The organism is Kribbella sp. NPDC000426 (genome assembly GCF_040300265.1).
Lineage (GTDB): Bacteria > Actinomycetota > Actinomycetes > Propionibacteriales > Kribbellaceae > Kribbella.
Window position 1 is genome coordinate 186,914 of sequence record NZ_JBEPDK010000010.1, and the last position, 19,088, is coordinate 206,001.

Genomic DNA, 19,088 nt, shown 5'->3' on the forward strand with positions numbered 1-19,088 from the left:
GGGTGATCCAGCCTTTCTCAGTTGAGTGGGCCGGTGACGGCCTGGGTGGCTTCGATGTAGGTGCCGTTGGCAACTAGTTGGACGGAGTGCTCGAGCTCGGGCGCCAGGTGGCGGTCCGTGCCGGGGCCCTCGACGTACTGACGTAAGGCGTTGCGCGCGGCCGCGGTGGCCGGGGCGGGGTCGAGCGGGGCGCGCAGGTCGAGCGCGCGGGCGGCGGTGAGGATCTCGATCGCCAGTACCCGCTGCAGGCCGTCGACGGCCTTGCGCAGCTTGCGTGCGGCGGACCAGCCCATCGAGACGTGGTCCTCCTGCATCGCGCTGCTCGGGATCGAGTCGACGCTGGCGGGTACGGCGAGACGCTTGAGCTCGGACACGATCGCGGCCTGGGTGTACTGCGCGATCATGTGGCCGCTGTCCACACCGGGATCGTCGGCCAGGAAGGCGTTCAGCCCGTGGTTGCGCGCGACGTCCAGGAAGCGGTCGGTACGGCGTTCGCTGATGCTGGCCAGGTCCGCCACGGCGATCGCGAGGAAGTCGAGCACGTACCCGACCGGGGCGCCGTGGAAGTTGCCGTTGGACTCGACGCGACCATCCGGCAGTACGACGGGGTTGTCGATCGCGGCCGCGAGCTCGCGGTCGGCAACGCTCGCCGCGTGGGTAGCGGTGTCCCGGGCGGCACCGTGGACCTGCGGGGAGCACCTCAGAGAATAGGCGTCCTGGACGCGGTTGCAGTCCGGGCCGCGATGGCTCGCGACGATCGCGCTGTCCTTGAGGATCGCGCGGAGGTTGGCGGCCGACGCGGCCTGGCCGGGGTGCGGCCGTAGCGCCTGCAGGTCCGCCGCGAAGACGCGGTCGGTGGCGAGCTGGGCCTCGACGCTCATCGCGGCGGCGAGGTCGGCGGTCTTGAAGAGCCGGTCGAGGTCGGCGAGTGCGAGGACCAGCATGCCGAGCATGCCGTCGGTCCCGTTGATCAGCGCGAGGCCTTCCTTCTCGGCCAGCACGACCGGCGTCAGACCGTTCTGCCGCAGGGCCTCGCCGGCGTCGAGAAGGTTGCCGTCGGCATCACGGACCTTGCCTTCACCGAGGATCGCGAGTGCGACGTGGGACAGCGGTGCTAGATCGCCGGAACAGCCGAGGCTGCCGTACTCGTGCACGACCGGAGTCAGATGCGCGTTGAGCAGACCGGCGTACGCCTGGGCGGTCTCCACCTTCACACCGGTGCGGCCGGTGGCGAGGGTCGACAGCCTGAGCAGGGCCAGCGCCCGGACGACTTCGGTCTCCACCTCTGGGCCGGAGCCGGCCGCGTGCGAGCGGATCAGGCTGCGTTGCAACTGCGCGCGCAACTCCGGCGCGATGTGCCGCGTCGCGAGTGCGCCGAACCCGGTCGAGACCCCGTAGTGCGGGGTGTCCGCATGCGCCAGTGCCCCGATCGCGGCGCGTGACTTCGCGATCTCTTCCAGGGCCTGGTCGTCGATCCGTACCTGCGCGCCGTACCGTGCGACCGCGACCACCTCCGCCGGGGTCAGCGGTCCAGTACCGACAATCACCGTGTCTTCCACCCGATCATTGGACCGCGCCGGGCTGCTCCTCGACAGCAGCGGCAGGCCAGTTTCTGTCTCGTATCTGAGACGTCAGGTGTGGACCCGCGAACACATAGAGTCAGGCCATGGTGTTCGAGATCCGGCCGGCGCGGCCGGCGGACGCGGTCGGCGTCGCCCAGGTCTGGGCTGCCGTGATGCCGCATCTGGTGAAGTCGGCGCGGGCCATCGAGACCGAACTGCGGGGTGGTCACAGCCGCGTGATCCTGCTCGCCGTGGACGGTCCGGACGTGGTCGGGTACTCGAACCTTTACCTGCCCGAGGTAGGCGCCGCAGGTGCGCGGGTGCGGATCACGGTCCAGGTGCCGCCGTCGCAACGCAAGCGCGGGATCGGCAGTGCGTTGCTGACCGCGATCTCGGCGCAGGCTGTCAACGCCGGGGCCGGCCGGTTGCTGGTCGCCGTGGCTGACGACGACGATTCGAAGGCGTTCGCGGACAAGCGCGGGTTCGCGCTGGGGCGGCGGATGAGCCATGCCGCCGCCGAGCTGTGCGAGGCGCGCGAGCCGGTTGCGCCGCCGGCCGGGCTACGTCTGACCACGTACGACGACCTCGAGCCGCGGCAGGTGTTCGACGCCGAGGTCCAGGTGCGCGACGACGACCCGAGCGGGTTCTCGGGCGGACCGGCGTACGACGAATGGGTCAAGGTGTCGTGGAACAACCCGGACATCCGGCGGGACCTGAGCTTCGCGGTGCTCGACGGTGACCGGGTGCTGTCGTTCGTTACCACGACTGCCGATCCGGACCGCGGGGTGATCTGGTCGAACCTGACCGGCACGATCCCGTCGGACCGCGGGCGCGGATTGGCGAAGGTGGTGAAGTCGCACGCACTGGCCGCGGCCCGGGACGCCGGATTCGTTACCGCATCAACCGGTAACGACGCGGGCAACGCACCGATGCTCGCGGTCAACCAGTGGCTCGGCTACCGGACGACGTCCGGCGCGTGGACTGCGGAGAAGGCCCTGTGAAGCGACTCGTTGTCTCGTTGCTGTTCTTCCTGCTGGTGTCGCTCGCGGTCGGGTTGCTGGTCTCGGGCTCGGAGTTCCTGGACTGGGGTGTCGCCGCAGGGCTGTTCGCGATCGCGGTCGCCGGCGAGGGACTGCGGTTCTGGCTCCGGCGGAGCCGCGCGAAGAAACGCGAATCGTCAGGGATCTAGCGCCTGCCGGGATACGCTGCCGTTGTGAGCGGCAACGTTCCCGCCTCGACCCGCACGCTGCGGGTGCTGACGTTCCTGGCCACCCAGCCCGGTCCGGTACCGATGGAGCGCATCGCCTCCGCGGTCGGCCTGCCGCGCTCGTCGACGTACCACTTGCTGCGGGCAATGATCGACGAGGGTTTCGTCGTCCATCTGCCGGAGGAGAAGCGGTACGGGCTCGGGGTTGCCGCGTTCGAGATCGGGTCGGCGTACCTGCGGCACGACCCGTTGGAGCGGTTGGCGCGGCCGTTGCTGGTCCAGTTGGTGCACGAGGTGGGGCAGACGGCGCATCTCGGCGTACTGCACGGCCGGGAGCTCGTCTACCTGCTGAAGGAACAGCCGCCGCGGCCGGTCACGCTGGTCACCGATGTCGGGGTGCGGCTACCCGCCACCCTCACGGCATCCGGTCGTGCTCTCCTCGCCGAGCTACCTCCAGCTCAGGTGCGCGCACTCTTCCCCACGCCGGAGTCGTTCGTCCGGCGGACTGACCTGGGACCGCAAACTCTCACCCAGCTACGGCGCTTGCTCGCCGACGAGAAGCGCCAAGGCTTCGCGGTCGAGGACTCGTTCATCACCCCCGGCATGGCCTCGGTCGCCAGTGCCGCCGTGGATCACGCCGGCCACCCGGCCGCCGCCATCAGCGTCACCTTCCGCACAGACGCCGTACCACCACCCGACCGCCCCCACCTGGCCCACCGCATCCGCCAAGCCGCCACCGCCCTCACCCGCCGCCTCCACGGGTAGTCGGTCTATCCCGCCTCGGCCGGGTGTTCTACCTGGCGGTCGCCCCATTGGGTGAGGAGACCACGGCCGATCTCCAGGTCTTCGCGGAGGGAGCGGTCGGCGAGGTCGCCGGGGAGGGCGGCGAGGGCGTCGGCCAGCCACGGGCCGACGGCGGCCGGGGCGAGGTCGTCGGGGGTCAGGCCGGCCAGACGGATTGCACGTACGGCGGTGACGAGTTCGCTCGCGATCACCTCACGCAGGGCATCCAGGAGCTGAGCTGTCAGTACCGCGGCCTGCGGCGCGAAGCTCGCGTGGAGCTCGGCGCCACGGGACAGCGTCGCGGTGCCCAGCGTGGCGGGCTGGGCGGCGGACCGTACGGCGGCGAGCGCGTCATGTGCGACGTACTCGATCATCATCACGCCCGAGCTCGCCTCCGCGCCACTGGCGAGGAACCGGCTGAGACCGGTGTAGTCCGGGTCGACCAGGTTCGCCACGCGGGTGGTCGAGAGGGTCGCGACGCTGTGCAGGCTGAGCCGGAGCGAGTCGAGGGCGAGCGCGATCGGCATCGCATGCCAGTTGCCGTTGTGCAGCACGGTGTCGCCGACGACCAGCGGGTTCTCCGCGGCTGCGTTGATGTCGATCCGCACACTGTTGCCCAGGGCCTCGGAATGATCGACGGCCGGCCCGAGCACCTGCGCGAAAGCCCTTAATCCGAAGGGATCCTGAATCCGTGCCGGCGGCAACGGCAGACCGTCGAGCAGTCCACGCATCCGGCGCGCGACCCGCACCTGCCCCGGCTGCGGACGGGCCTCGTGCACGCGTACGTCGTACACCTCGGCATTGCCGCGGAGCGCGACATGGGAGAGCGCGCCGACCAGCGGTACGACGTTGATGAGCGTGCCGGCCTCGACGTACGCGAGGCAGCACTCCGCCAGCGTGAGCGCGTTGCTGGACAGCAGCGGGAGCGCACTTGTCCCGTCCACGACGTCGCCGAGCGCGAGCCCGAGCTCCGCGAGCGGACCGAGGTCGCCGGTCCCGATCGCGCCGCCGCGATGCAGATCCGGCAGGTCGTCGTCGTTGAGCAGACCAACGATCGCGTCGGCCACCGCCGGGTCCAGCCCGGACCCGCCCGCGGCGAGCTGGTTGACCCGGATCAGCAGCCCGAGCCGGACGACATCCTTCGGGTACGACGTCGTACCGGTCGTGCTGTGGGATCCGAGCAGGCGCGCGCCGTGCTCCGGGTCGGACGTGAGCACGTCGCGGTTGGCGCCGACGCCGGTCGTCCGTCCGTACACCGGCCGCCGGCCCGCGACCTCGGCCACCACCGCGGCCGACGCCTCCATCCGCTTCCGCGCGACGTCACTCAGCCGAACCGCCGTACGCCGCTGGCCGAGCGCCACCGCTTCCAGCGGGCTCAACCCGGCACCCGTCAGCTCAACCGGCTCCATCCCCACAGTGTGGAACCGCCCGGCCCGGTCGGGTAAGCGCCGCGCGCATCTGAACGTCTCGAATCCGAGACGGGCAAAATCGAGGCATGACTGTCGAGGACGAAGTACGCGCGGAGGCGGCCGCGGCGGACGCGGTGCTGATCGGCAACGACGCCGAACTGATCGCGGCCTGCTGGACCGCCGACTGGGTGGCCGTCGACGCCGCCGGCGTCACACCGAAGGCCGACATCATCGGCTGGATCGCGTCGGGCCGGCTCCAGCATCACAGCATGACCACCGTCGGCGGCGAGCGGATCGTCCGGGTGGGCGACACGGTCGTCCTCACGGCCCGGAAGGCGAGCACCGGCAACTGGGACGGGGCGCCGTACGAGATCGAGGAATGGATCAGCCAGGTCTACGTCCGCTCGGACGGACGCTGGCTGCAGGCGTTCTGCCACAAGGCGACGGCAAACGAACAGCCCGTCGCCCTCGGTGGGGGCGACGGGCTGTGAGAAGACCAGGTCTTACTTCTGGCCGTAGCGCTTCTTGAACTTCTCCACCCGGCCCTGGGTGTCCATCACGCGCTGCTGGCCCGTGTAGAACGGGTGACTCGCGGACGAGATCTCGACGTCGACGACCGGGTAGGTGTTCCCGTCGTGCCAGACGACCGTCTCGTTGCTCTCGCGGGTCGAACCGGTGAGGAAGCTGAAGTTGCCGGACTTGTCCCGGAAGACGACCCGGCGGTAGTCGGGGTGAATGTCCTTCTTCATGCGGCAGTACTTCCTTCCAGATAAGGGGCGAACGGGTCGGTCAGGGGATGGACCGCTTCATCCGCACGAAGGACACAACCGTCGAGGCGGCCGGTTAATTCCCGCACGTCCAGACCGGGTCCGGTGATCGACAGGTACGACGCGCGGTCGCCGTACTCCGGATGCCACTCGAGGGCGGACCGGGCCTGGTGCTGCTGCCCGACCGACGGCCAGCGGTCGGCCGGCAGGTCGGCCAGCCACGGGCCGAGCACCCCGATCGCGATGTTCGTGCCGAAGCTGTCCCAGCTGAGCCGGTTGCGGTGCTGGGTCGCGATCCACAACGTCCCGCGACCGCGGGCGGATCCGGCCACCAGGTCCTCCAGGGCGTCGTACAGGCGCTCCGGATGAAACGGCCGATTGGACTGCCAGACCAGCGTCGGCACCTCGCCGTCCGCGGGCGCCGCGATCGAACCGGGCTCGACGACGTTCCCCGGACGATGCAGCCCCACGCCGAGCAGGCCGGCCGGCGTGGTCCTGACCAGCAGTCTTGGATTGATCGCCCGGACCAGCGCGGCCGGAGCCTCGCCGCTCAGCACCGCGGCATCCGCCGACTCCAGTTGCCGGACGACGACCTCGGCGATCGCGCGACCGTCCTCGACGGCGGTCGGAATGCCGCGCTCCCGGATCAGCTCGTCGCCGGTCAGGTCGGCGACCACGCTGTCGGCGTCGACGGTGGTGACGACGGCGTCGATACGGAGGTCGTCGGCCGCCTCGAGTTCGGCCGCGATCGCCCGGGTGTCACCGGCGGCGGGGACGTTCACGATTGCCGCGCCGTACCGCTCAATGGCAGCGATGCTGGAGAGCAGCTGGACCAGGGAGCCGCGCATCGCACAGGAGACGCAGGGATGGTCCATCGTGATCACCTCGCGGTCGATCACGCCGGCCGCGGTCCGGGCGACCCGGACGACGGAGCCGGCGCCCAGGCCGCTCACGTCGTACTCCACCAGGACACCGGCCGGGCCGGCGGCTGCCAGCAGATTCCCCGCGACAGCGCCGCGGAACCCCTCGTCGAGGCCCGTCAGCAAGGTCACCGGCAGCATCGACTCTCCTGTCTTGTTGAAAACGACAACCGGAATAGCCAGCACCCCGATGGTGTTGCACGTACTGAGGGTCACCCGCCAGGTGATCCGGGAAAGGACACCATGGCCAAGCGCACCGATCTCCGCCCGATCATCAAGCTTCGCAGCACCGCAGGCACTGGCTTCACCTATGTAACGCGGAAGAACCGCCGGAACAATCCCGACCGGCTGATCATCCGCAAGTACGACCCGAAGCTGCAGCAGCACGTCGACTTCCGCGAAGAGCGGTAAGACAGCAAAAGCCCCCCGCCGGCGCGGGGGGCTTTGGTGTCTCTACAGGCGGTTGTAGGCCTTGAGCGTCTGGAGGGCGCCCACGGTCACGATGCCGCGGTACTCCAGGGTGGCCGCGGGGCCAGGCGGCTCCCAGGTGATGGCCCAGCCGCCGTCGTCCTGCTGGTCGGCGATCAGGCGGTCGAGGTGGGCCTCGAGCTGTTCGTCGGTGAACAGCTGCTTCCAGAAGCTGTCCGGCGTCGGCGCGAACTGCAGCGGCGTCACGCCGTACGTCGGATCCGCGGCGTCGGCGCGGAACCACTGAAGCTTGGGCAGCCAGTCGCGGATCCGGTCGACGTCGACGTCATCCGTGTGCTCCAGGAACTCCAAGGCCTCGTGCATCCCGTGGGCATCCTCGGGGAACTCCTTCGCCAGCTCGGCCGCACACCAGGCTCCGGCCTTGTCGCGCCACGGGTGCTCGACGCCGAGCGTGTGCAGCCGGCCGACCAAGCCCGCGGTGGGGTTGATGCCGGGCTGGTACGTCCACTCGGTGATGTGCTCGGCGCGCGGGTAGCCCTCCACCGCCGGACCGCACAGCGGGACCGCACCATCGGCGTTGGCGAGTTGCGCCAGCCAATCGGCTGCCCGCCGGATCATCTCGTCGTCCCGAGCGTCCGCCGCGATCAGGGTGCTGAACGCGACCTCGACGTCGAGCGGCAAGCTGTCCGGACACCGCTTGTCCGGCTCCAGCCCCCACCCGAAGCCCCCGTCGGCGTTCTGGAACCCGCGCAGGGCATCGATCACGCCCTGCGGATCAGCGCCCTCGAAAACCGTGGCGAAGAGCCGACGCTCGAGCAGCCGAGCGTCCCGCCGTACAAAGTCCCGACCTGCCGTGAAGATGTCCATGCGCCTACCCTCCCGCAGATCCCGCCGGAGGTCTTGAACGAAACGGACACGCTCAGGGTTCGAAGCGGTAGCCCATGCCCGGTTCGGTGAGCAGGTGTTTGGGGCGGGCCGGGTCGGTTTCGAGTTTGCGGCGGAGCTGGCCCATGTAGAAGCGGAGGTTGCCGCTCGCGGTCTCGTAGCCGGGACCCCAGACCTCGGTCAGGAGCTGGCGCTGGGACATCAGCTTGCCGGGGTTGCGGACCAGGACCTCGAGCAAGTGCCACTCGGTCGGAGTGAGGCGGATGTCCTCGCCGTTCTCCAGCGTGACGCGCTTCGCGGCCAGGTCGACGACCGCGCCGCCGACGGTCACCACCGGCTGGTCCTGGGCGATGTTGCTCCGCCGCAGTACGGCGCGCATCCGGGCCAGCAGCTCGTCGATGCCGAACGGCTTGGTCACGTAGTCGTCCGCGCCCGCGTCCAGGGCCTCGACCTTGTCGGTCTGGTCGGTCCGCCCCGACAGCACCAGGATCGGCGCGTCGGTCCAGCCGCGGAGGCCGCGGATCACGTCCACGCCGTCGAAATCCGGCAGTCCGAGGTCGAGGATCACCAGCTCGGGCGGATGCTGCGCGGCGACCTTCAACGCCGACGTACCGGTGCCGGCCAGATGCACCTCGTACCCGCGCGCCTTCAGGTTGATCTGCAACGCCCGCACGATCTGCGGCTCGTCGTCGACCACCAGTACTCTCGTCACTCCTGCTCCGATCGTTCGCGTGCTCCCGGGACCGGGGCGTCGGTCGGGCGGAGGGTGGCGGTCGGGATGGTGACCACCATGGTGAGTCCGCCGCCCGGGGTGTCCTCGGGCAGCAGCGTGCCGTGCATGGCCTCGGCGAGCCCGCGGGCGAGCGCCAGACCGAGCCCGACGCCCACCGTGTTGTCGGTGTCGCCGAGCCGCTGGAAGGGCGCGAACATCCGGTTCCGGTCCTCGCGCGGGATCCCCGGCCCACGGTCGATCACCCGGATCTCGACGATGTCGCCGAGGGCGCTCCCGGTGATCAGCGGCGCGCGCCCGGGCGGCGAGTAGCGGATCGCGTTCGCCAGCAGGTTCGCCACGACGCGCTCCAGCAGCGCCGGATCCGCCTCGACCAGCGGCAACGTGTGCGGGATGTCGACCGTGACCTGGTCGGCGTCGTCCCCCAGCTCGCCCAGTACGCCGGGCAGGATCTCGTCCAGCGCCATCGGCCGCGTGAACACCGGCAGTACTCCGGCCTGCAGCCGACTCAGATCGAGCAGGTTGTCCACCAACCGCGACAACCGGTCCAGCGACTCGTCCGCGGTCTCCAGCAGCTCGGCCCGCTCGGACTCGGTCCATTCGACGTCGTCGCTACGCAGCGACGTCACGGACGCCTTCGCGGACGCCAGCGGCGATCGCAGATCGTGGCCGACCGCGCGCAACAACGCCGTACGCAGCTTGTCGGCCTCGGCGAGGGGCTTCGCCTCGGCGGCCGCCTCGCTCAACCGGGCCCGGTCGACCAGCGCCGCCGCGTGGGCCGCGAACGCCCCGACCAGCCGCCGCTCGTCGGCCTCCAGCTGATGGCCCTGCAGCACCAGCACCAGGTCGTCCCGCGCCGGGATCTCCGCGTCGGCCTCCTCCGGACGGGTGCAGGTCAGGGACCCGGCCGAGGCCAGCGGTCGCCAGACCTCGGTCAGCTCGTCGTCGTCCACACGTTCCATCAGACACGCCCCGGTCATCCCGAAGGCCTCGCGCACCCGTTCGAGCAGCGCGGGCAGGGCGGTCTCTCCCCGTAGTACCGATCCGGCCAAGGTCGCCAACGTCTCCGATTCCGCGGCCGCCCGGGCCGCCTGCCTGGTCCGTCGTGCCGCCCGGTCGACGACCGAACTCACCATCGCCGCGACCAGGATGAAGATCACCAGCGCCAGCGCATTGTTCAGCTCGGCGATCGTGAACGTCCGCTTCGGCGGGGTGAAGAACCAGTTCAGCACCAGCGACCCGCCGATCGCGGTCACCATCGCCGGCCACATCCCGCCGACCAGCGCCACTACGACGACCGCCAGCAGGAACGCGAGCACGTTGCTGGTCAGGTTCAGCGTGTCGCCGCCCAGCCCGAGGACCAGCGCGAGCACCGGCGGCAGCACGATCGACAGGACGAAGCCCTGGATCTTCCGGCGCCGGGACAGGCTGCCCCGCAACCGCGGCAACCGCCCGCGCCCCATCAACGAGTGCGTGACGATGTGTACGTCGATATCGCCCGAATCGCGGATCGTGGTGGCGCCGATCCCCGGCCCGGTGAACAGCGAGCCGATCCGCGACCGTCGACTGCCGCCGAGCACCAACTGGGTGGCGTTCTCGGCCTTCGCGAACGTCAGCAGCGCGGTCGGAATGTCGTCACCGACCACCTGGTGGTAGGTCCCGCCGAGCTTCTCGACCAGATTGCGCTGCTCCGCCAGCTTGCTCGGGTTCGCACCGGTCAGCCCGTCGGACCGCGCCACATGGACGGCGAGCAGGTCCCCACCGGACGACCGGGCCGCGATCCGGGCCGCCCGCCGGATCAGCGTCTCGCCCTCGGGACCGCCGGTGAGCGCGACGACGACCCGCTCCCGGGCCTCCCAGGTCGAGTCGATGTCGTGCTCCTGCCGGTACTGCTGCAGGCCCGCATCCACCCGATCGGCCAGCCAGAGCAACGCCAGCTCACGCAGGGCGGACAGGTTGCCGACCCGGAAATAGTTGCCCAGGGCAGCGTCGACCTTGTCGGCGGCGTAGATGTTGCCGTGGGCCATTCGCCGGCGAAGTGCCTCCGGGGTCATGTCGACCAGCTCGATCTGGTCCGCGGCCCGGACCACGCGGTCCGGGACCGTCTCCCGCTGCGGTACGCCGGTGATCTTCTCGACCACGTCGTTGATCGACTCGAGGTGCTGGATGTTGACCGCCGAGATCACGTCGATCCCGGCGGCCAGCAGCTCCTCGATGTCCTGCCAGCGCTTCTCGTTCCGGCTGCCCGGGACGTTGGTGTGCGCGAGCTCGTCGACCAGCGCGACCTCCGGCCGCCGGGCGAGTACCGCGTCGATATCAAGCTCGGTGAAGCTCGCCCCGCGGTAGTCGATGATCCGGCGCGGGACCAGCTCGAGGCCGGTCAGCATCTCCGCGGTGTGTTCACGGCCGTGGGTCTCGACGAATCCGACCACGACGTCGGTGCCCCGGGCCAGCCTGCGCTGACCCTCACCCAGCATCTTGTAGGTCTTCCCAACGCCAGGCGCGGCGCCGAGATAGATCCGCAGATGCCCACGGCCGCTCTTGCTCATATTCGAATGATCTCAGGTCAGCCGAGCGCGGCCAGGGCGTTGTTGAGCGTGACAACGTTGACGGCCGGTTCACCGAGGAAGCCCAGCGTGCGGCCCTTCGTGTTCTCCTTGACCAACTGCTTGACCTGGTCCGCCGACAGTCCGCGCTCGCGGGCCACCCGGTTGACCTGCAGAGCGGCGTACGCGGGACTGATCGACGGGTCGAGGCCGCTGCCGCTGGCGGTGACCGCGTCCGGCGGCACCTGCGACGGGTCGACGCCCTCCAGCGCCGCCACCGCCTTGCGCCGCTCGCCCACCGCCGCGACCAGGTCCGCATTGTTCGGACCCAGGTTCGAACCGCCGCTGGCCGCGCCGTCGTAGTCGCTCGCGGACGGGCGGGTCTGGAACCACTTCGGGTCGGCGACCATGATCGCCTTGCCGTCGGAGTCCTTCTTGCCGCTGTCCATCGTGTACGCCTGACCGATCAGGTCCGACGCGACGTTCTTGCCGTCGACCTTGACGATCGAGCCGTTGGCATTGCCGTGGAACAGCACCTGGGCGACACCGGTCATCACCAGTGGATACGCGATACCGAGAATCGCCGTGAACACGAGCAGCGCCCGTAGCGCCACCCCGAACTGCCGGACGGAGCCGGGCAGATTGCTTGCCATCACCAACTACCTTTCAGCGCAGCCCGGGGATCAACGAGATCACCAGGTCCAGAAGCTTGATGCCGACGAACGGGCTGATCAGACCGCCGACGCCGTAGATCAGCAGGTTGCGGCGCAACATCGCCGACGCCGACGACGGCTTGTAGCGAACGCCGCGCAGTGCCAGCGGCACCAGCAGCACGATGATCAGCGCGTTGAACACGATCGCGGACACGATCGCCGACTCCGGCGAGTGCAGGCCCATCACGTTCAGCTTGTCCAGGCCCGGGTACGCCGCCGCGAACAGGGCCGGCAGGATCGCGAAGTACTTGGCCACGTCGTTCGCGATCGAGAACGTGGTCAGCGATCCTCGGGTGATCAGCAACTGCTTGCCGATCTCAACGATCTCGATCAGCTTGGTCGGGTTCGAGTCGAGGTCGACCATGTTGCCGGCCTCCTTGGCGGCCGACGTACCGGAGTTCATCGCCACCCCGACATCGGCCTGGGCCAGCGCCGGCGCGTCGTTGGTGCCGTCGCCGGTCATCGCGACCAGCCGGCCGCCCTCCTGCTCCTTCTTGATCAACGCCATCTTGTCCTCGGGCGTCGCCTCGGCCAGGAAGTCGTCGACCCCGGCCTCGTCGGCGATCGCCTTCGCGGTCAGCGCGTTGTCACCGGTGATCATCACGGTCCGGATGCCCATCCGGCGCATCTCGTCGAACCGTTCCCGCATCCCGGCCTTGACCACATCCTTCAGGTGGATGACACCCAGCGCCCGGGCGCCGCCGTCGATGCTCTCGGCAACGACAAGCGGCGTACCGCCGGAGGCCGAGATACCGTCGACGATCTCACCGAGCTGCGCGTCGATCGAGCCGCCGTGCTGGTTGATCCAGGCGTTGACCGCACCGGCCGCGCCCTTGCGGATCTGCCGGTCGTCGACGTCGACGCCGCTCATCCGGGTCTGTGCGGTGAACTCCACGAAGGTTGCGTGCGGCAACTCTCCGGTGTGCCGCTCGCGCAGTCCGTACCCGGTCTTCGCCAGGACGACGATCGACCGGCCCTCCGGCGTCTCGTCGGCAAGGCTGGACAGCTGGGCCGCGTCGGCCAGTTCGGTGTCGGTCACTCCACCCACCGGGATGAACTCCGCTGCCTGCCGGTTGCCCAGCGTGATCGTGCCGGTCTTGTCCAGCAACAGCGTGTTCACGTCGCCGGCGGCCTCGACTGCCCGCCCGGACATCGCCAGTACGTTGCGCTGCACCAGCCGGTCCATGCCGGCGATACCGATCGCGGACAACAACGCGCCGATCGTGGTCGGGATCAGGGCGACCAGCAGGGCCACCAGGATCACGATGCTCAGGTTCGTGTGCGCATAGTTCGCGAACGTCGGCAGGGTCGCGGTGGCGATCAGGAACACGATCGTCAGGCTGGCCAGCAGGATATTCAGCGCGATCTCGTTCGGCGTCTTCTGCCGGGACGCGCCCTCGACCAGCGCGATCATCCGGTCGATGAAGCTCTCACCGGGTTTGGTGGTGATCTTCACGACGATCCGGTCCGACAGCACCTTGGTGCCGCCGGTGACCGCGCTGCGGTCGCCGCCGGACTCCCGGATGACCGGGGCCGACTCGCCGGTGATCGCCGACTCGTCGACACTCGCGACACCCTCGACGACGTCACCGTCGCCGGGGATGATCTGGCCGGCCTCGACGACCACGAGGTCGCCGAGCTTGAGCTGGGTGGCCGGCACCTCTTCCTCCCGGTCGCCGACCAGGCGGCGGGCGGTGGTCTCGGTCTTGGCCCGACGCAGCGTCTCGGCCTGGGCCTTGCCCCGGCCTTCCGCGACCGCCTCCGCCAGGTTCGCGAAGATCACGGTCAGCCAGAGCCAGACCACGATCCACCAGACGAACACGCTCGGATCGGTGATCGCCTTGATCGTGGACGCGGCCGCACCCACCTCGACCACGAACATGACCGGGTTCTTCACCATCAGGCGCGGGTCGAGCTTCTTGACCGCGTGCGGCAGAGAGGTCAGCAGCATCTTCGGGTCGAACGCGCCCGACGGCGCCTTCTTCGGGGTGGTCGCCGGCTGCTGCGCAGGCGGCGTCGTTACGGTGGTCACAGTCCCTCCGCGAGGGGTCCAAGAGTCAGAGCAGGGAAGTACGTCAGGCCGGTCACGATCAGCACGACGCCGACGAGCATCGTGACGAACAAGGCCTTGTGGGTGGGCAGCGTGCCCTGGGTCACCGGCACCGGCTGCTGCTGGGCGAGCGAACCGGCCAGCGCCAGCGCGAACACGATCGGCACGAACCGGCCGAGCAGCATCACCAGCCCGAGGGCCGTGTTGTAGAACGGGATGTTCGCGCTGATACCCGCGAAGGCACTGCCGTTGTTGTTACCGGCCGAGGTGAAGGCGTACAGCACCTCGGAGAACCCGTGCGGGCTGCCGGTGTTCAGGATCGAGGCCCGGGCCGTCGCCAGCCCCATCGCGATCGACGCACCGACCAGCACCACGGTCGGCGTGGTGAGGATGTACAGCGACACGAGCTTCATCTCGCGCGCGGTGATCTTCTTCTTCAGGTACTCCGGGGTGCGCCCGACCATCAGGCCCGCGACGAACACCGCGAGTACGGCGAGAATCAGCATGCCGTAGAGCCCCGTCCCCGTGCCGCCGGGCGTCACTTCGCCGAGCATCATGTGGAACAGCGGGACGCCGCCGCCGAGCGGGGTGAACGAGTCGTGCATCGAGTTCACCGCGCCCGTCGACGTACCGGTCGTCGAGACGGCGAACAGCGAGGACGCCCACTCCCCGAACCGGGTCTCCTTGCCCTCCATCGCGGCGCCGGCGGCCCGGGTCGCGGTACCCGCGCCCTGGACCTCGAACCAGGTGGCCAGGAAGACGAACGCCGACCAGATGGTCCCCATCACGCCGAGGATCGCGTACCCCTGGCGCTTGTCCTTGACCATTACGCCGAAGGTCCGGGTCAGGCAGACCGGGATGAGCAGCAGCAGGAAGATCTCGAACAGGTTCGACAGCGGGTTCGGGTTCTCGTACGGGTGCGCGGAGTTCGCGTTGTAGTACCCACCGCCGTTGGTGCCCAGCTCCTTGATGACCTCCTGGCTGGCCACCGGGCCACCCGGAAGGTGCTGGGTCTGGCCGACCACCGAGGTGACCTCGTGGCCGCCGGAGAAGTTCTGTACGACGCCCATCGCGACCAGCAGGACGGTGCCCACGATCGCGATCGGCAGCAGCACCCGCAGTACGGTCCGGACCAGGTCGACCCAGAAGTTGCCGACCCGGTCGGTCTTCGACCGGGTGAAACCGCGGATCAGGGCGATCGCGACGGTGATGCCGACAGCCGCCGACAGGAAGTTCTGGACCGCGAGTCCGGCGAACTGGACCAGGTGGCCCATCACCGCCTCCGGCACGTAGCTCTGCCAGTTGGTGTTCGAGACGAAGGACGCGGCGGTGTTGAAGGCCAGCCCGGACTCGACGTTCGGCAGGCCCAGCGACAGCGGCAGCCAGTGCTGCAGGCGCTGGAGCAGGTACAGCAGGACGACGCTGAGCGCGGAGAACGCGATCAGCGACCGGGCGTACACGGCCCACGTCTGGTCGGCCTTCGAGTCGACGCCGAACAGCTTGTACGTCCAGCGCTCGACGCGCAGGTCCTTGTCGGACGTGTAGACCCTGGCCATGTAGCCGCCGAACGGGCGGTACACGGCCGCGAGGCACACGAGGAGGAGGCCGACCTGGAGCAGGCCGGCTGCGGTGTCGGACATCAGAACCTCTCGGGAAAGACCAGGGCGGCGATCAGATAGAGGACCAGAGCAACGGCCACGACCAGGCCGGCGATGTTCTCGGCGCTCACAACTTCTCCACTCCACGCAACGCGAACCAGACGGCCGCGAACACGACGACGGTGAGGGCGAGGTAGACGACGTCACCCATGACGGCGCCACCTCGCTGCAAAAGTGCTCATGGGTTCACTGCACACCGCTTGCTGCCTGGTCAGGAGGGTTCTCGCAGGCCTCTCACACCCGCTGACACAGCTCTCACAGGCTTCTCACATACTTACGGCTGGCATCCCCACCGACAGACAAGGGAAGATCCCGCACGTGACTGAACTGGACACCCCCGCCCCCGCCGAGCAGTTCTTCTCCGCGGAGACCCGGGCCGCGCTGGCCGACGCCAGCCAGAAGCTGGCCGAGCGCCTGCTGGCCCACACCGAGGCGCTGCTGGCGATGACCGGCGACGAGGACAACGCCGAGCTCTTCGAGCACAACGCCGCACTCGAAGGCGTGGTCGAAGACTGGAACGAGGCCGTCTTCGAGCACACCGGTACGACGCCGCTGCTGCTGGACGAGTCCGACGACGACGAGGACGAGGAAGACGTCGAGCCGGACCAGGTGATCAGTGTGGTGTCCCGGTTCGACCTGCGCGTGGTCGACCTGGACGCGCTGCTGGAGGCCGGCCGGGCCGCGCAGGAGCGGCACCCGGCCGAGCTGGACGAGTCCGGCGAGCGGGAGCCGGTCGACTCCGCCGAGCAGGCGATCTACGAGATCAGCCGCGAGGTCGGCGAGGCCTGGTTCGAGCTGCCCGGGATCGAGATGGTCGCCGGCGCGCGGGCGTACGTCGTACCGGAGCCGCCGTTCGAGCCGCTCGACGCCGACGCCGAGGACGTCGTCACCGAACTCATCGCCCCGAACGGCGTGGCCACCCACGCCGAGACCTGGGCCTAGACGAGCAGTTCGCCGTCCAGGACCGTGATCGCCTGGCCCTTCAGGTAGACGCGATCGCCGGACGAGCTGACCTGTACGACCCCGCCTCGGGCGGACGCCTGGTAGCCGACCAGCTCGTTCCGCCCGAGGCGTTCACCCCAGTACGGCGCCAGGCTGGTGTGCGCGCTCCCGGTCACCGGGTCCTCCGGGATCCCGCTGCCCGGCGCGAAGAACCGCGAGACGAAGTCGTACTCCGAACCCTGCGCCGTCACGATCACGCCGCGCAGCTTCTCGCGCCGGATGATCCCGGCCATCGCGTCGTAGTCCGGCACGACCGCGCGCACGGTCGCCTCGTCACGGACGACGACGAGCAGGTCACGGAGCTCGCCCGCGACGTACACCTCGAGGGGCTCGACCGCCAGCGACGCAGCCAGCCCGTCCGGGACCGGCACCTCGAACGGTCGATTGACCGGGAAGTCCAGCCTGATCCCGTCGTCCTCGACCGTCGCGACGAGGATCCCGCTGAGGGTTGCGAACCCGACCTTGCCGGACACCTTGCCGTCCGCGGCCAGCGCGTGGGTGGTCGCCAGCGTCGCGTGCCCGCAGAGCACCTCTTCGTTCGTCGGCGTGAACCAGCGCAGATCCCAGTCCGCGTCGGCTCGCTCGGAGGGCCTGGCGAACGCGGTCTCGGCGTGGTTCATCTCGGTGGCGACGGCCTGCAGCCAGGCCTCGTCGGGCCATTCCCCGGCGTCGAAGAGACACACGGCGGCCGGATTCCCGGTGAACGGACGAGCGGCGAACGCGTCGACAACCCTGATCCTCATAACCTGACGCTAAACAGGACGGCAGCGGGTTTCCATAGCCATTCCGGACCGGGTGGACCGGTCAGGCCATCGCGACGGCCTCGATCTCGAGCAGCCAGTTCTCCGCGTAGATGTCAGCGATGACGACCGTGAGCGCCGGGGCGTGGTCACCGAGGACCTCCTCGCGGATCTTCGCGTTCAGCGCGCGGTACTGCCGGTCGGACAGGTACGTCGTCACCTTCACCAGGTTCCGGATCCCCATCCCCGCCTCGGACAACACCGCCAGCACGTTCCGCCACACCATCCGGCACTGCGCCTCGAACGTCTCCGGCACCCGGCCGTGCTCGTTGCCCCACGGCACCTGCCCGCTGACGAACACCATCCGCTGCGCGCCGTCGACCTGGACACCGTGGCTGTACTTGCCCGACATCGGCAGGATCGACGGATTCAGCTGCTCGATCGCTAGATCTGGCATGGATTCCCCCTTCGACTTCCTCAATGCTTCCCCACCCGAGTACTCCGCCATGTCTACCCTGCGCCGATTGAACCGCCTAGCCCACCCGGTCGTATCGATGGTGTTCCGCATCCCTACCGACAGGAAAGTGACATGTCACTCCGCTCGAAGGGCCGGCCGTTCGCGGTAGCCACCGCACTGGTCAGCGGCCTCGCACTTGTCACCCCGGTGACCGCCAGCGCGCACGGTTCGCACCACGCGCTCGCCGTACAACAGGTCAACCTGGTCTCGGACCAGGCGGGCAAAGCCGTCCTGACCGACCCTGACCTGGTGAACCCGTGGGGGCTGTCGCTCGGCGCGACCACCCCGCTCTGGGTGTCGAACCAAGGTACGTCGACGTCCACGCTGTACTCCGCCGCGCCGGGCTCGGACGCGGTGACCAAGTCGCCGGCCGTCCGGGTGACGGTGCCGCTGCCGACCGGGCAGGTGTCCAACGCCGGCGGCGCGTTCCTGGTCAGCAACGCGACCGCGTCCGCTCCGGCCCGGTTCATCTTCGCCACCCTGACCGGGCAGATCGCCGCCTGGAACCCGACGATCAACCCGCTGATGGGACCCGCCGACATCAAGGCGACGACGAAGGGCGCGGCGTACACCGGTCTCGCCATCGCGGCGATGCCCGACCGGCTGTTCGCGGCGAACTTCGCGCAGGGCCGGGTCGACGTGTTCGACGGCGAGTTCATGCCGGTGAAGCTGTCGAAGTGGGCGTTCCGCGACTTCTCGCTGCCGCGCGGGTACGCGCCGTTCAACGTGCAGACCCTGAACGGCCGGATCTTCGTGACGTACGCCAAGCCCGACCCGAAGACCGGCCGCAGCCAGGCCGGACGCGGACTCGGGTACGTCGACGAGTTCACCGCCGACGGCAGGTTCGTCACCCGGGTCGCCTCCCGGGGCATGCTGAACGCACCGTGGGGTCTGACGCTGGCACCCGCGTCCTGGGGTGAGCCCGCCGGCACGCTCCTCGTCGGCAACTTCGGCGACGGCCGGATCAACATCCTGCATCCGAAGTCCCACGGCAGGTTCGACTTCGCCGGCCAGGTCCGCAACACCCACGGCAAGCCGCTGACGATCGACGGCCTCTGGGCGCTCCTGCCCGGCACCGCCACCACCGGCGGCACCGAAACCCTCTGGTTCTCTGCCGGTCCCGCCAACGAGACCCACGGGCTCCTCGGCCAACTCCGGATGCCGTAGGAA

Annotated in this window: 20 protein-coding genes; 7 read left to right on the forward strand and 13 right to left on the reverse strand. The window is 69.4% G+C overall.

What is annotated here, in order from left to right:
* Positions 1-17: 17 nt before the first annotated feature.
* Positions 18-1,559, reverse strand: a complete 1,542-nt coding sequence (hutH, locus tag ABT313_RS40120) for a histidine ammonia-lyase (protein ID WP_502884059.1) — start codon at positions 1,557-1,559, stop codon at positions 18-20.
* Positions 1,560-1,666: 107 nt separating this feature from the next.
* Between hutH and ABT313_RS40125 the strand changes: the two genes are divergently transcribed.
* Genes ABT313_RS40125 through ABT313_RS40135 form a run of 3 tightly spaced genes read left to right on the forward strand, consistent with a single transcriptional unit; the run spans position 1,667 to position 3,534 of the window.
* Positions 1,667-2,563 carry a GNAT family N-acetyltransferase gene (locus tag ABT313_RS40125; RefSeq protein WP_350865456.1) on the forward strand — a complete coding sequence of 299 codons (897 nt, stop codon included), beginning with the start codon at positions 1,667-1,669 and terminating at the stop codon, positions 2,561-2,563.
* Positions 2,560-2,751 (forward strand): hypothetical protein, encoded by a 192-nt coding sequence (locus tag ABT313_RS40130; protein ID WP_350865459.1) that lies wholly within the window; start codon positions 2,560-2,562, stop codon positions 2,749-2,751. Before ABT313_RS40125 ends, ABT313_RS40130 begins: the two co-directional genes overlap by 4 nt.
* Positions 2,752-2,775: 24 nt before the next feature.
* Complete coding sequence (locus ABT313_RS40135) at positions 2,776-3,534, forward strand: IclR family transcriptional regulator (RefSeq protein ID WP_350865461.1); 759 nt, start codon at positions 2,776-2,778, stop codon at positions 3,532-3,534.
* Between the two features lie 5 nt (positions 3,535-3,539).
* Here the strand turns inward: ABT313_RS40135 and ABT313_RS40140 are convergent, their stop codons facing one another.
* Positions 3,540-4,961: an aromatic amino acid lyase gene (locus ABT313_RS40140; RefSeq protein ID WP_350865464.1), complete on the reverse strand. Its 1,422-nt coding sequence runs from the start codon at positions 4,959-4,961 to the stop codon at positions 3,540-3,542.
* 86 nt (positions 4,962-5,047) lie between these two features.
* Here ABT313_RS40140 and ABT313_RS40145 point away from each other — a divergent pair, with 86 nt between their 5' ends.
* A complete protein-coding gene (locus ABT313_RS40145) occupies positions 5,048-5,452 on the forward strand; it encodes a nuclear transport factor 2 family protein (RefSeq protein ID WP_350865467.1) in 405 nt (134 codons plus the stop codon).
* 12 nt (positions 5,453-5,464) lie between these two features.
* Here ABT313_RS40145 and ABT313_RS40150 read toward each other — a convergent pair whose 3' ends face one another.
* Both ABT313_RS40150 and ABT313_RS40155 read right to left on the reverse strand, forming a co-directional pair.
* Positions 5,465-5,710, reverse strand: a complete 246-nt coding sequence (locus ABT313_RS40150; RefSeq protein WP_134110539.1) for a type B 50S ribosomal protein L31 — start codon at positions 5,708-5,710, stop codon at positions 5,465-5,467.
* The gene (locus tag ABT313_RS40155) at positions 5,707-6,789 is read right to left on the reverse strand and encodes a CobW family GTP-binding protein (protein ID WP_350865470.1); all 1,083 of its coding nucleotides are present in this window, start codon (positions 6,787-6,789) and stop codon (positions 5,707-5,709) included. Before ABT313_RS40155 ends, ABT313_RS40150 begins: the two co-directional genes overlap by 4 nt.
* 102 nt (positions 6,790-6,891) lie before the next feature.
* On the opposite strand from ABT313_RS40155, the gene rpmG reads away from it, so the two are divergent.
* Positions 6,892-7,059, forward strand: coding sequence for a 50S ribosomal protein L33 (rpmG, locus tag ABT313_RS40160; RefSeq protein ID WP_350865472.1), 168 nt, complete (start codon positions 6,892-6,894; stop codon positions 7,057-7,059).
* A 42-nt stretch (positions 7,060-7,101) separates the two neighbouring features.
* Here the strand turns inward: rpmG and ABT313_RS40165 are convergent, their stop codons facing one another.
* From ABT313_RS40165 to kdpF, 7 genes are all read right to left on the reverse strand, one after another.
* Positions 7,102-7,944, reverse strand: a complete 843-nt coding sequence (locus ABT313_RS40165) for a prenyltransferase/squalene oxidase repeat-containing protein (protein WP_350865475.1) — start codon at positions 7,942-7,944, stop codon at positions 7,102-7,104.
* 52 nt (positions 7,945-7,996) lie between these two features.
* On the reverse strand, positions 7,997-8,674 hold the full coding sequence (locus ABT313_RS40170) for a response regulator (protein ID WP_130442706.1): 678 nt from the start codon (positions 8,672-8,674) through the stop codon (positions 7,997-7,999).
* Positions 8,671-11,241, reverse strand: coding sequence for a sensor histidine kinase (locus ABT313_RS40175; RefSeq protein WP_350865478.1), 2,571 nt, complete (start codon positions 11,239-11,241; stop codon positions 8,671-8,673). The genes ABT313_RS40170 and ABT313_RS40175 overlap by 4 nt, the downstream gene beginning before the upstream one ends.
* Positions 11,242-11,258: 17 nt before the next feature.
* On the reverse strand, positions 11,259-11,891 hold the full coding sequence (kdpC, locus tag ABT313_RS40180) for a K(+)-transporting ATPase subunit C (protein ID WP_350865481.1): 633 nt from the start codon (positions 11,889-11,891) through the stop codon (positions 11,259-11,261).
* A gap of 13 nt (positions 11,892-11,904) precedes the next feature.
* Complete coding sequence (gene kdpB, locus ABT313_RS40185; RefSeq protein ID WP_350865858.1) at positions 11,905-13,902, reverse strand: potassium-transporting ATPase subunit KdpB; 1,998 nt, start codon at positions 13,900-13,902, stop codon at positions 11,905-11,907.
* A 77-nt stretch (positions 13,903-13,979) separates the two neighbouring features.
* On the reverse strand, positions 13,980-15,641 hold the full coding sequence (gene kdpA, locus ABT313_RS40190) for a potassium-transporting ATPase subunit KdpA (protein ID WP_350865484.1): 1,662 nt from the start codon (positions 15,639-15,641) through the stop codon (positions 13,980-13,982).
* Positions 15,641-15,730, reverse strand: a complete 90-nt coding sequence (gene kdpF, locus ABT313_RS40195) for a K(+)-transporting ATPase subunit F (protein ID WP_131283897.1) — start codon at positions 15,728-15,730, stop codon at positions 15,641-15,643. Before kdpF ends, kdpA begins: the two co-directional genes overlap by 1 nt.
* 247 nt (positions 15,731-15,977) lie before the next feature.
* Between kdpF and ABT313_RS40200 the strand changes: the two genes are divergently transcribed.
* Positions 15,978-16,601 (forward strand): hypothetical protein, encoded by a 624-nt coding sequence (locus tag ABT313_RS40200; protein ID WP_350865487.1) that lies wholly within the window; start codon positions 15,978-15,980, stop codon positions 16,599-16,601.
* On the opposite strand, the gene ABT313_RS40205 is transcribed toward ABT313_RS40200, so the two are convergent.
* Complete coding sequence (locus ABT313_RS40205; RefSeq protein ID WP_350865489.1) at positions 16,598-17,404, reverse strand: PhzF family phenazine biosynthesis protein; 807 nt, start codon at positions 17,402-17,404, stop codon at positions 16,598-16,600. The genes ABT313_RS40200 and ABT313_RS40205 overlap by 4 nt on opposite strands.
* 61 nt (positions 17,405-17,465) lie before the next feature.
* A complete protein-coding gene (locus tag ABT313_RS40210; protein ID WP_350865492.1) occupies positions 17,466-17,858 on the reverse strand; it encodes a RidA family protein in 393 nt (130 codons plus the stop codon).
* Between the two features lie 132 nt (positions 17,859-17,990).
* Between ABT313_RS40210 and ABT313_RS40215 the strand changes: the two genes are divergently transcribed.
* A complete protein-coding gene (locus tag ABT313_RS40215; RefSeq protein WP_350865495.1) occupies positions 17,991-19,085 on the forward strand; it encodes a TIGR03118 family protein in 1,095 nt (364 codons plus the stop codon).
* Positions 19,086-19,088: the final 3 nt, after the last annotated feature.

What these genes read in the sequence shown, in the direction of transcription:
- ABT313_RS40125 (WP_350865456.1), top strand. Translation starts at nt 1,667, where the DNA reads ATGGTGTTCGAGATCCGGCCGGCGCGGCCGGCGGACGCGGTCGGCGTC.
- ABT313_RS40140 (WP_350865464.1), bottom strand. Translation starts at nt 4,961, where the DNA reads ATGGAGCCGGTTGAGCTGACGGGTGCCGGGTTGAGCCCGCTGGAAGCG.
- ABT313_RS40145 (WP_350865467.1), top strand. Translation starts at nt 5,048, where the DNA reads ATGACTGTCGAGGACGAAGTACGCGCGGAGGCGGCCGCGGCGGACGCG.
- ABT313_RS40150 (WP_134110539.1), bottom strand. Translation starts at nt 5,710, where the DNA reads ATGAAGAAGGACATTCACCCCGACTACCGCCGGGTCGTCTTCCGGGAC.
- ABT313_RS40155 (WP_350865470.1), bottom strand. Translation starts at nt 6,789, where the DNA reads ATGCTGCCGGTGACCTTGCTGACGGGCCTCGACGAGGGGTTCCGCGGC.
- rpmG (WP_350865472.1), top strand. Translation starts at nt 6,892, where the DNA reads ATGGCCAAGCGCACCGATCTCCGCCCGATCATCAAGCTTCGCAGCACC.
- ABT313_RS40165 (WP_350865475.1), bottom strand. Translation starts at nt 7,944, where the DNA reads ATGGACATCTTCACGGCAGGTCGGGACTTTGTACGGCGGGACGCTCGG.
- ABT313_RS40175 (WP_350865478.1), bottom strand. Translation starts at nt 11,241, where the DNA reads ATGAGCAAGAGCGGCCGTGGGCATCTGCGGATCTATCTCGGCGCCGCG.
- kdpC (WP_350865481.1), bottom strand. Translation starts at nt 11,891, where the DNA reads ATGGCAAGCAATCTGCCCGGCTCCGTCCGGCAGTTCGGGGTGGCGCTA.
- kdpB (WP_350865858.1), bottom strand. Translation starts at nt 13,902, where the DNA reads ATGCTGCTGACCTCTCTGCCGCACGCGGTCAAGAAGCTCGACCCGCGC.
- kdpA (WP_350865484.1), bottom strand. Translation starts at nt 15,641, where the DNA reads ATGTCCGACACCGCAGCCGGCCTGCTCCAGGTCGGCCTCCTCCTCGTG.
- ABT313_RS40205 (WP_350865489.1), bottom strand. Translation starts at nt 17,404, where the DNA reads ATGAGGATCAGGGTTGTCGACGCGTTCGCCGCTCGTCCGTTCACCGGG.
- ABT313_RS40210 (WP_350865492.1), bottom strand. Translation starts at nt 17,858, where the DNA reads ATGCCAGATCTAGCGATCGAGCAGCTGAATCCGTCGATCCTGCCGATG.
- ABT313_RS40215 (WP_350865495.1), top strand. Translation starts at nt 17,991, where the DNA reads ATGTCACTCCGCTCGAAGGGCCGGCCGTTCGCGGTAGCCACCGCACTG.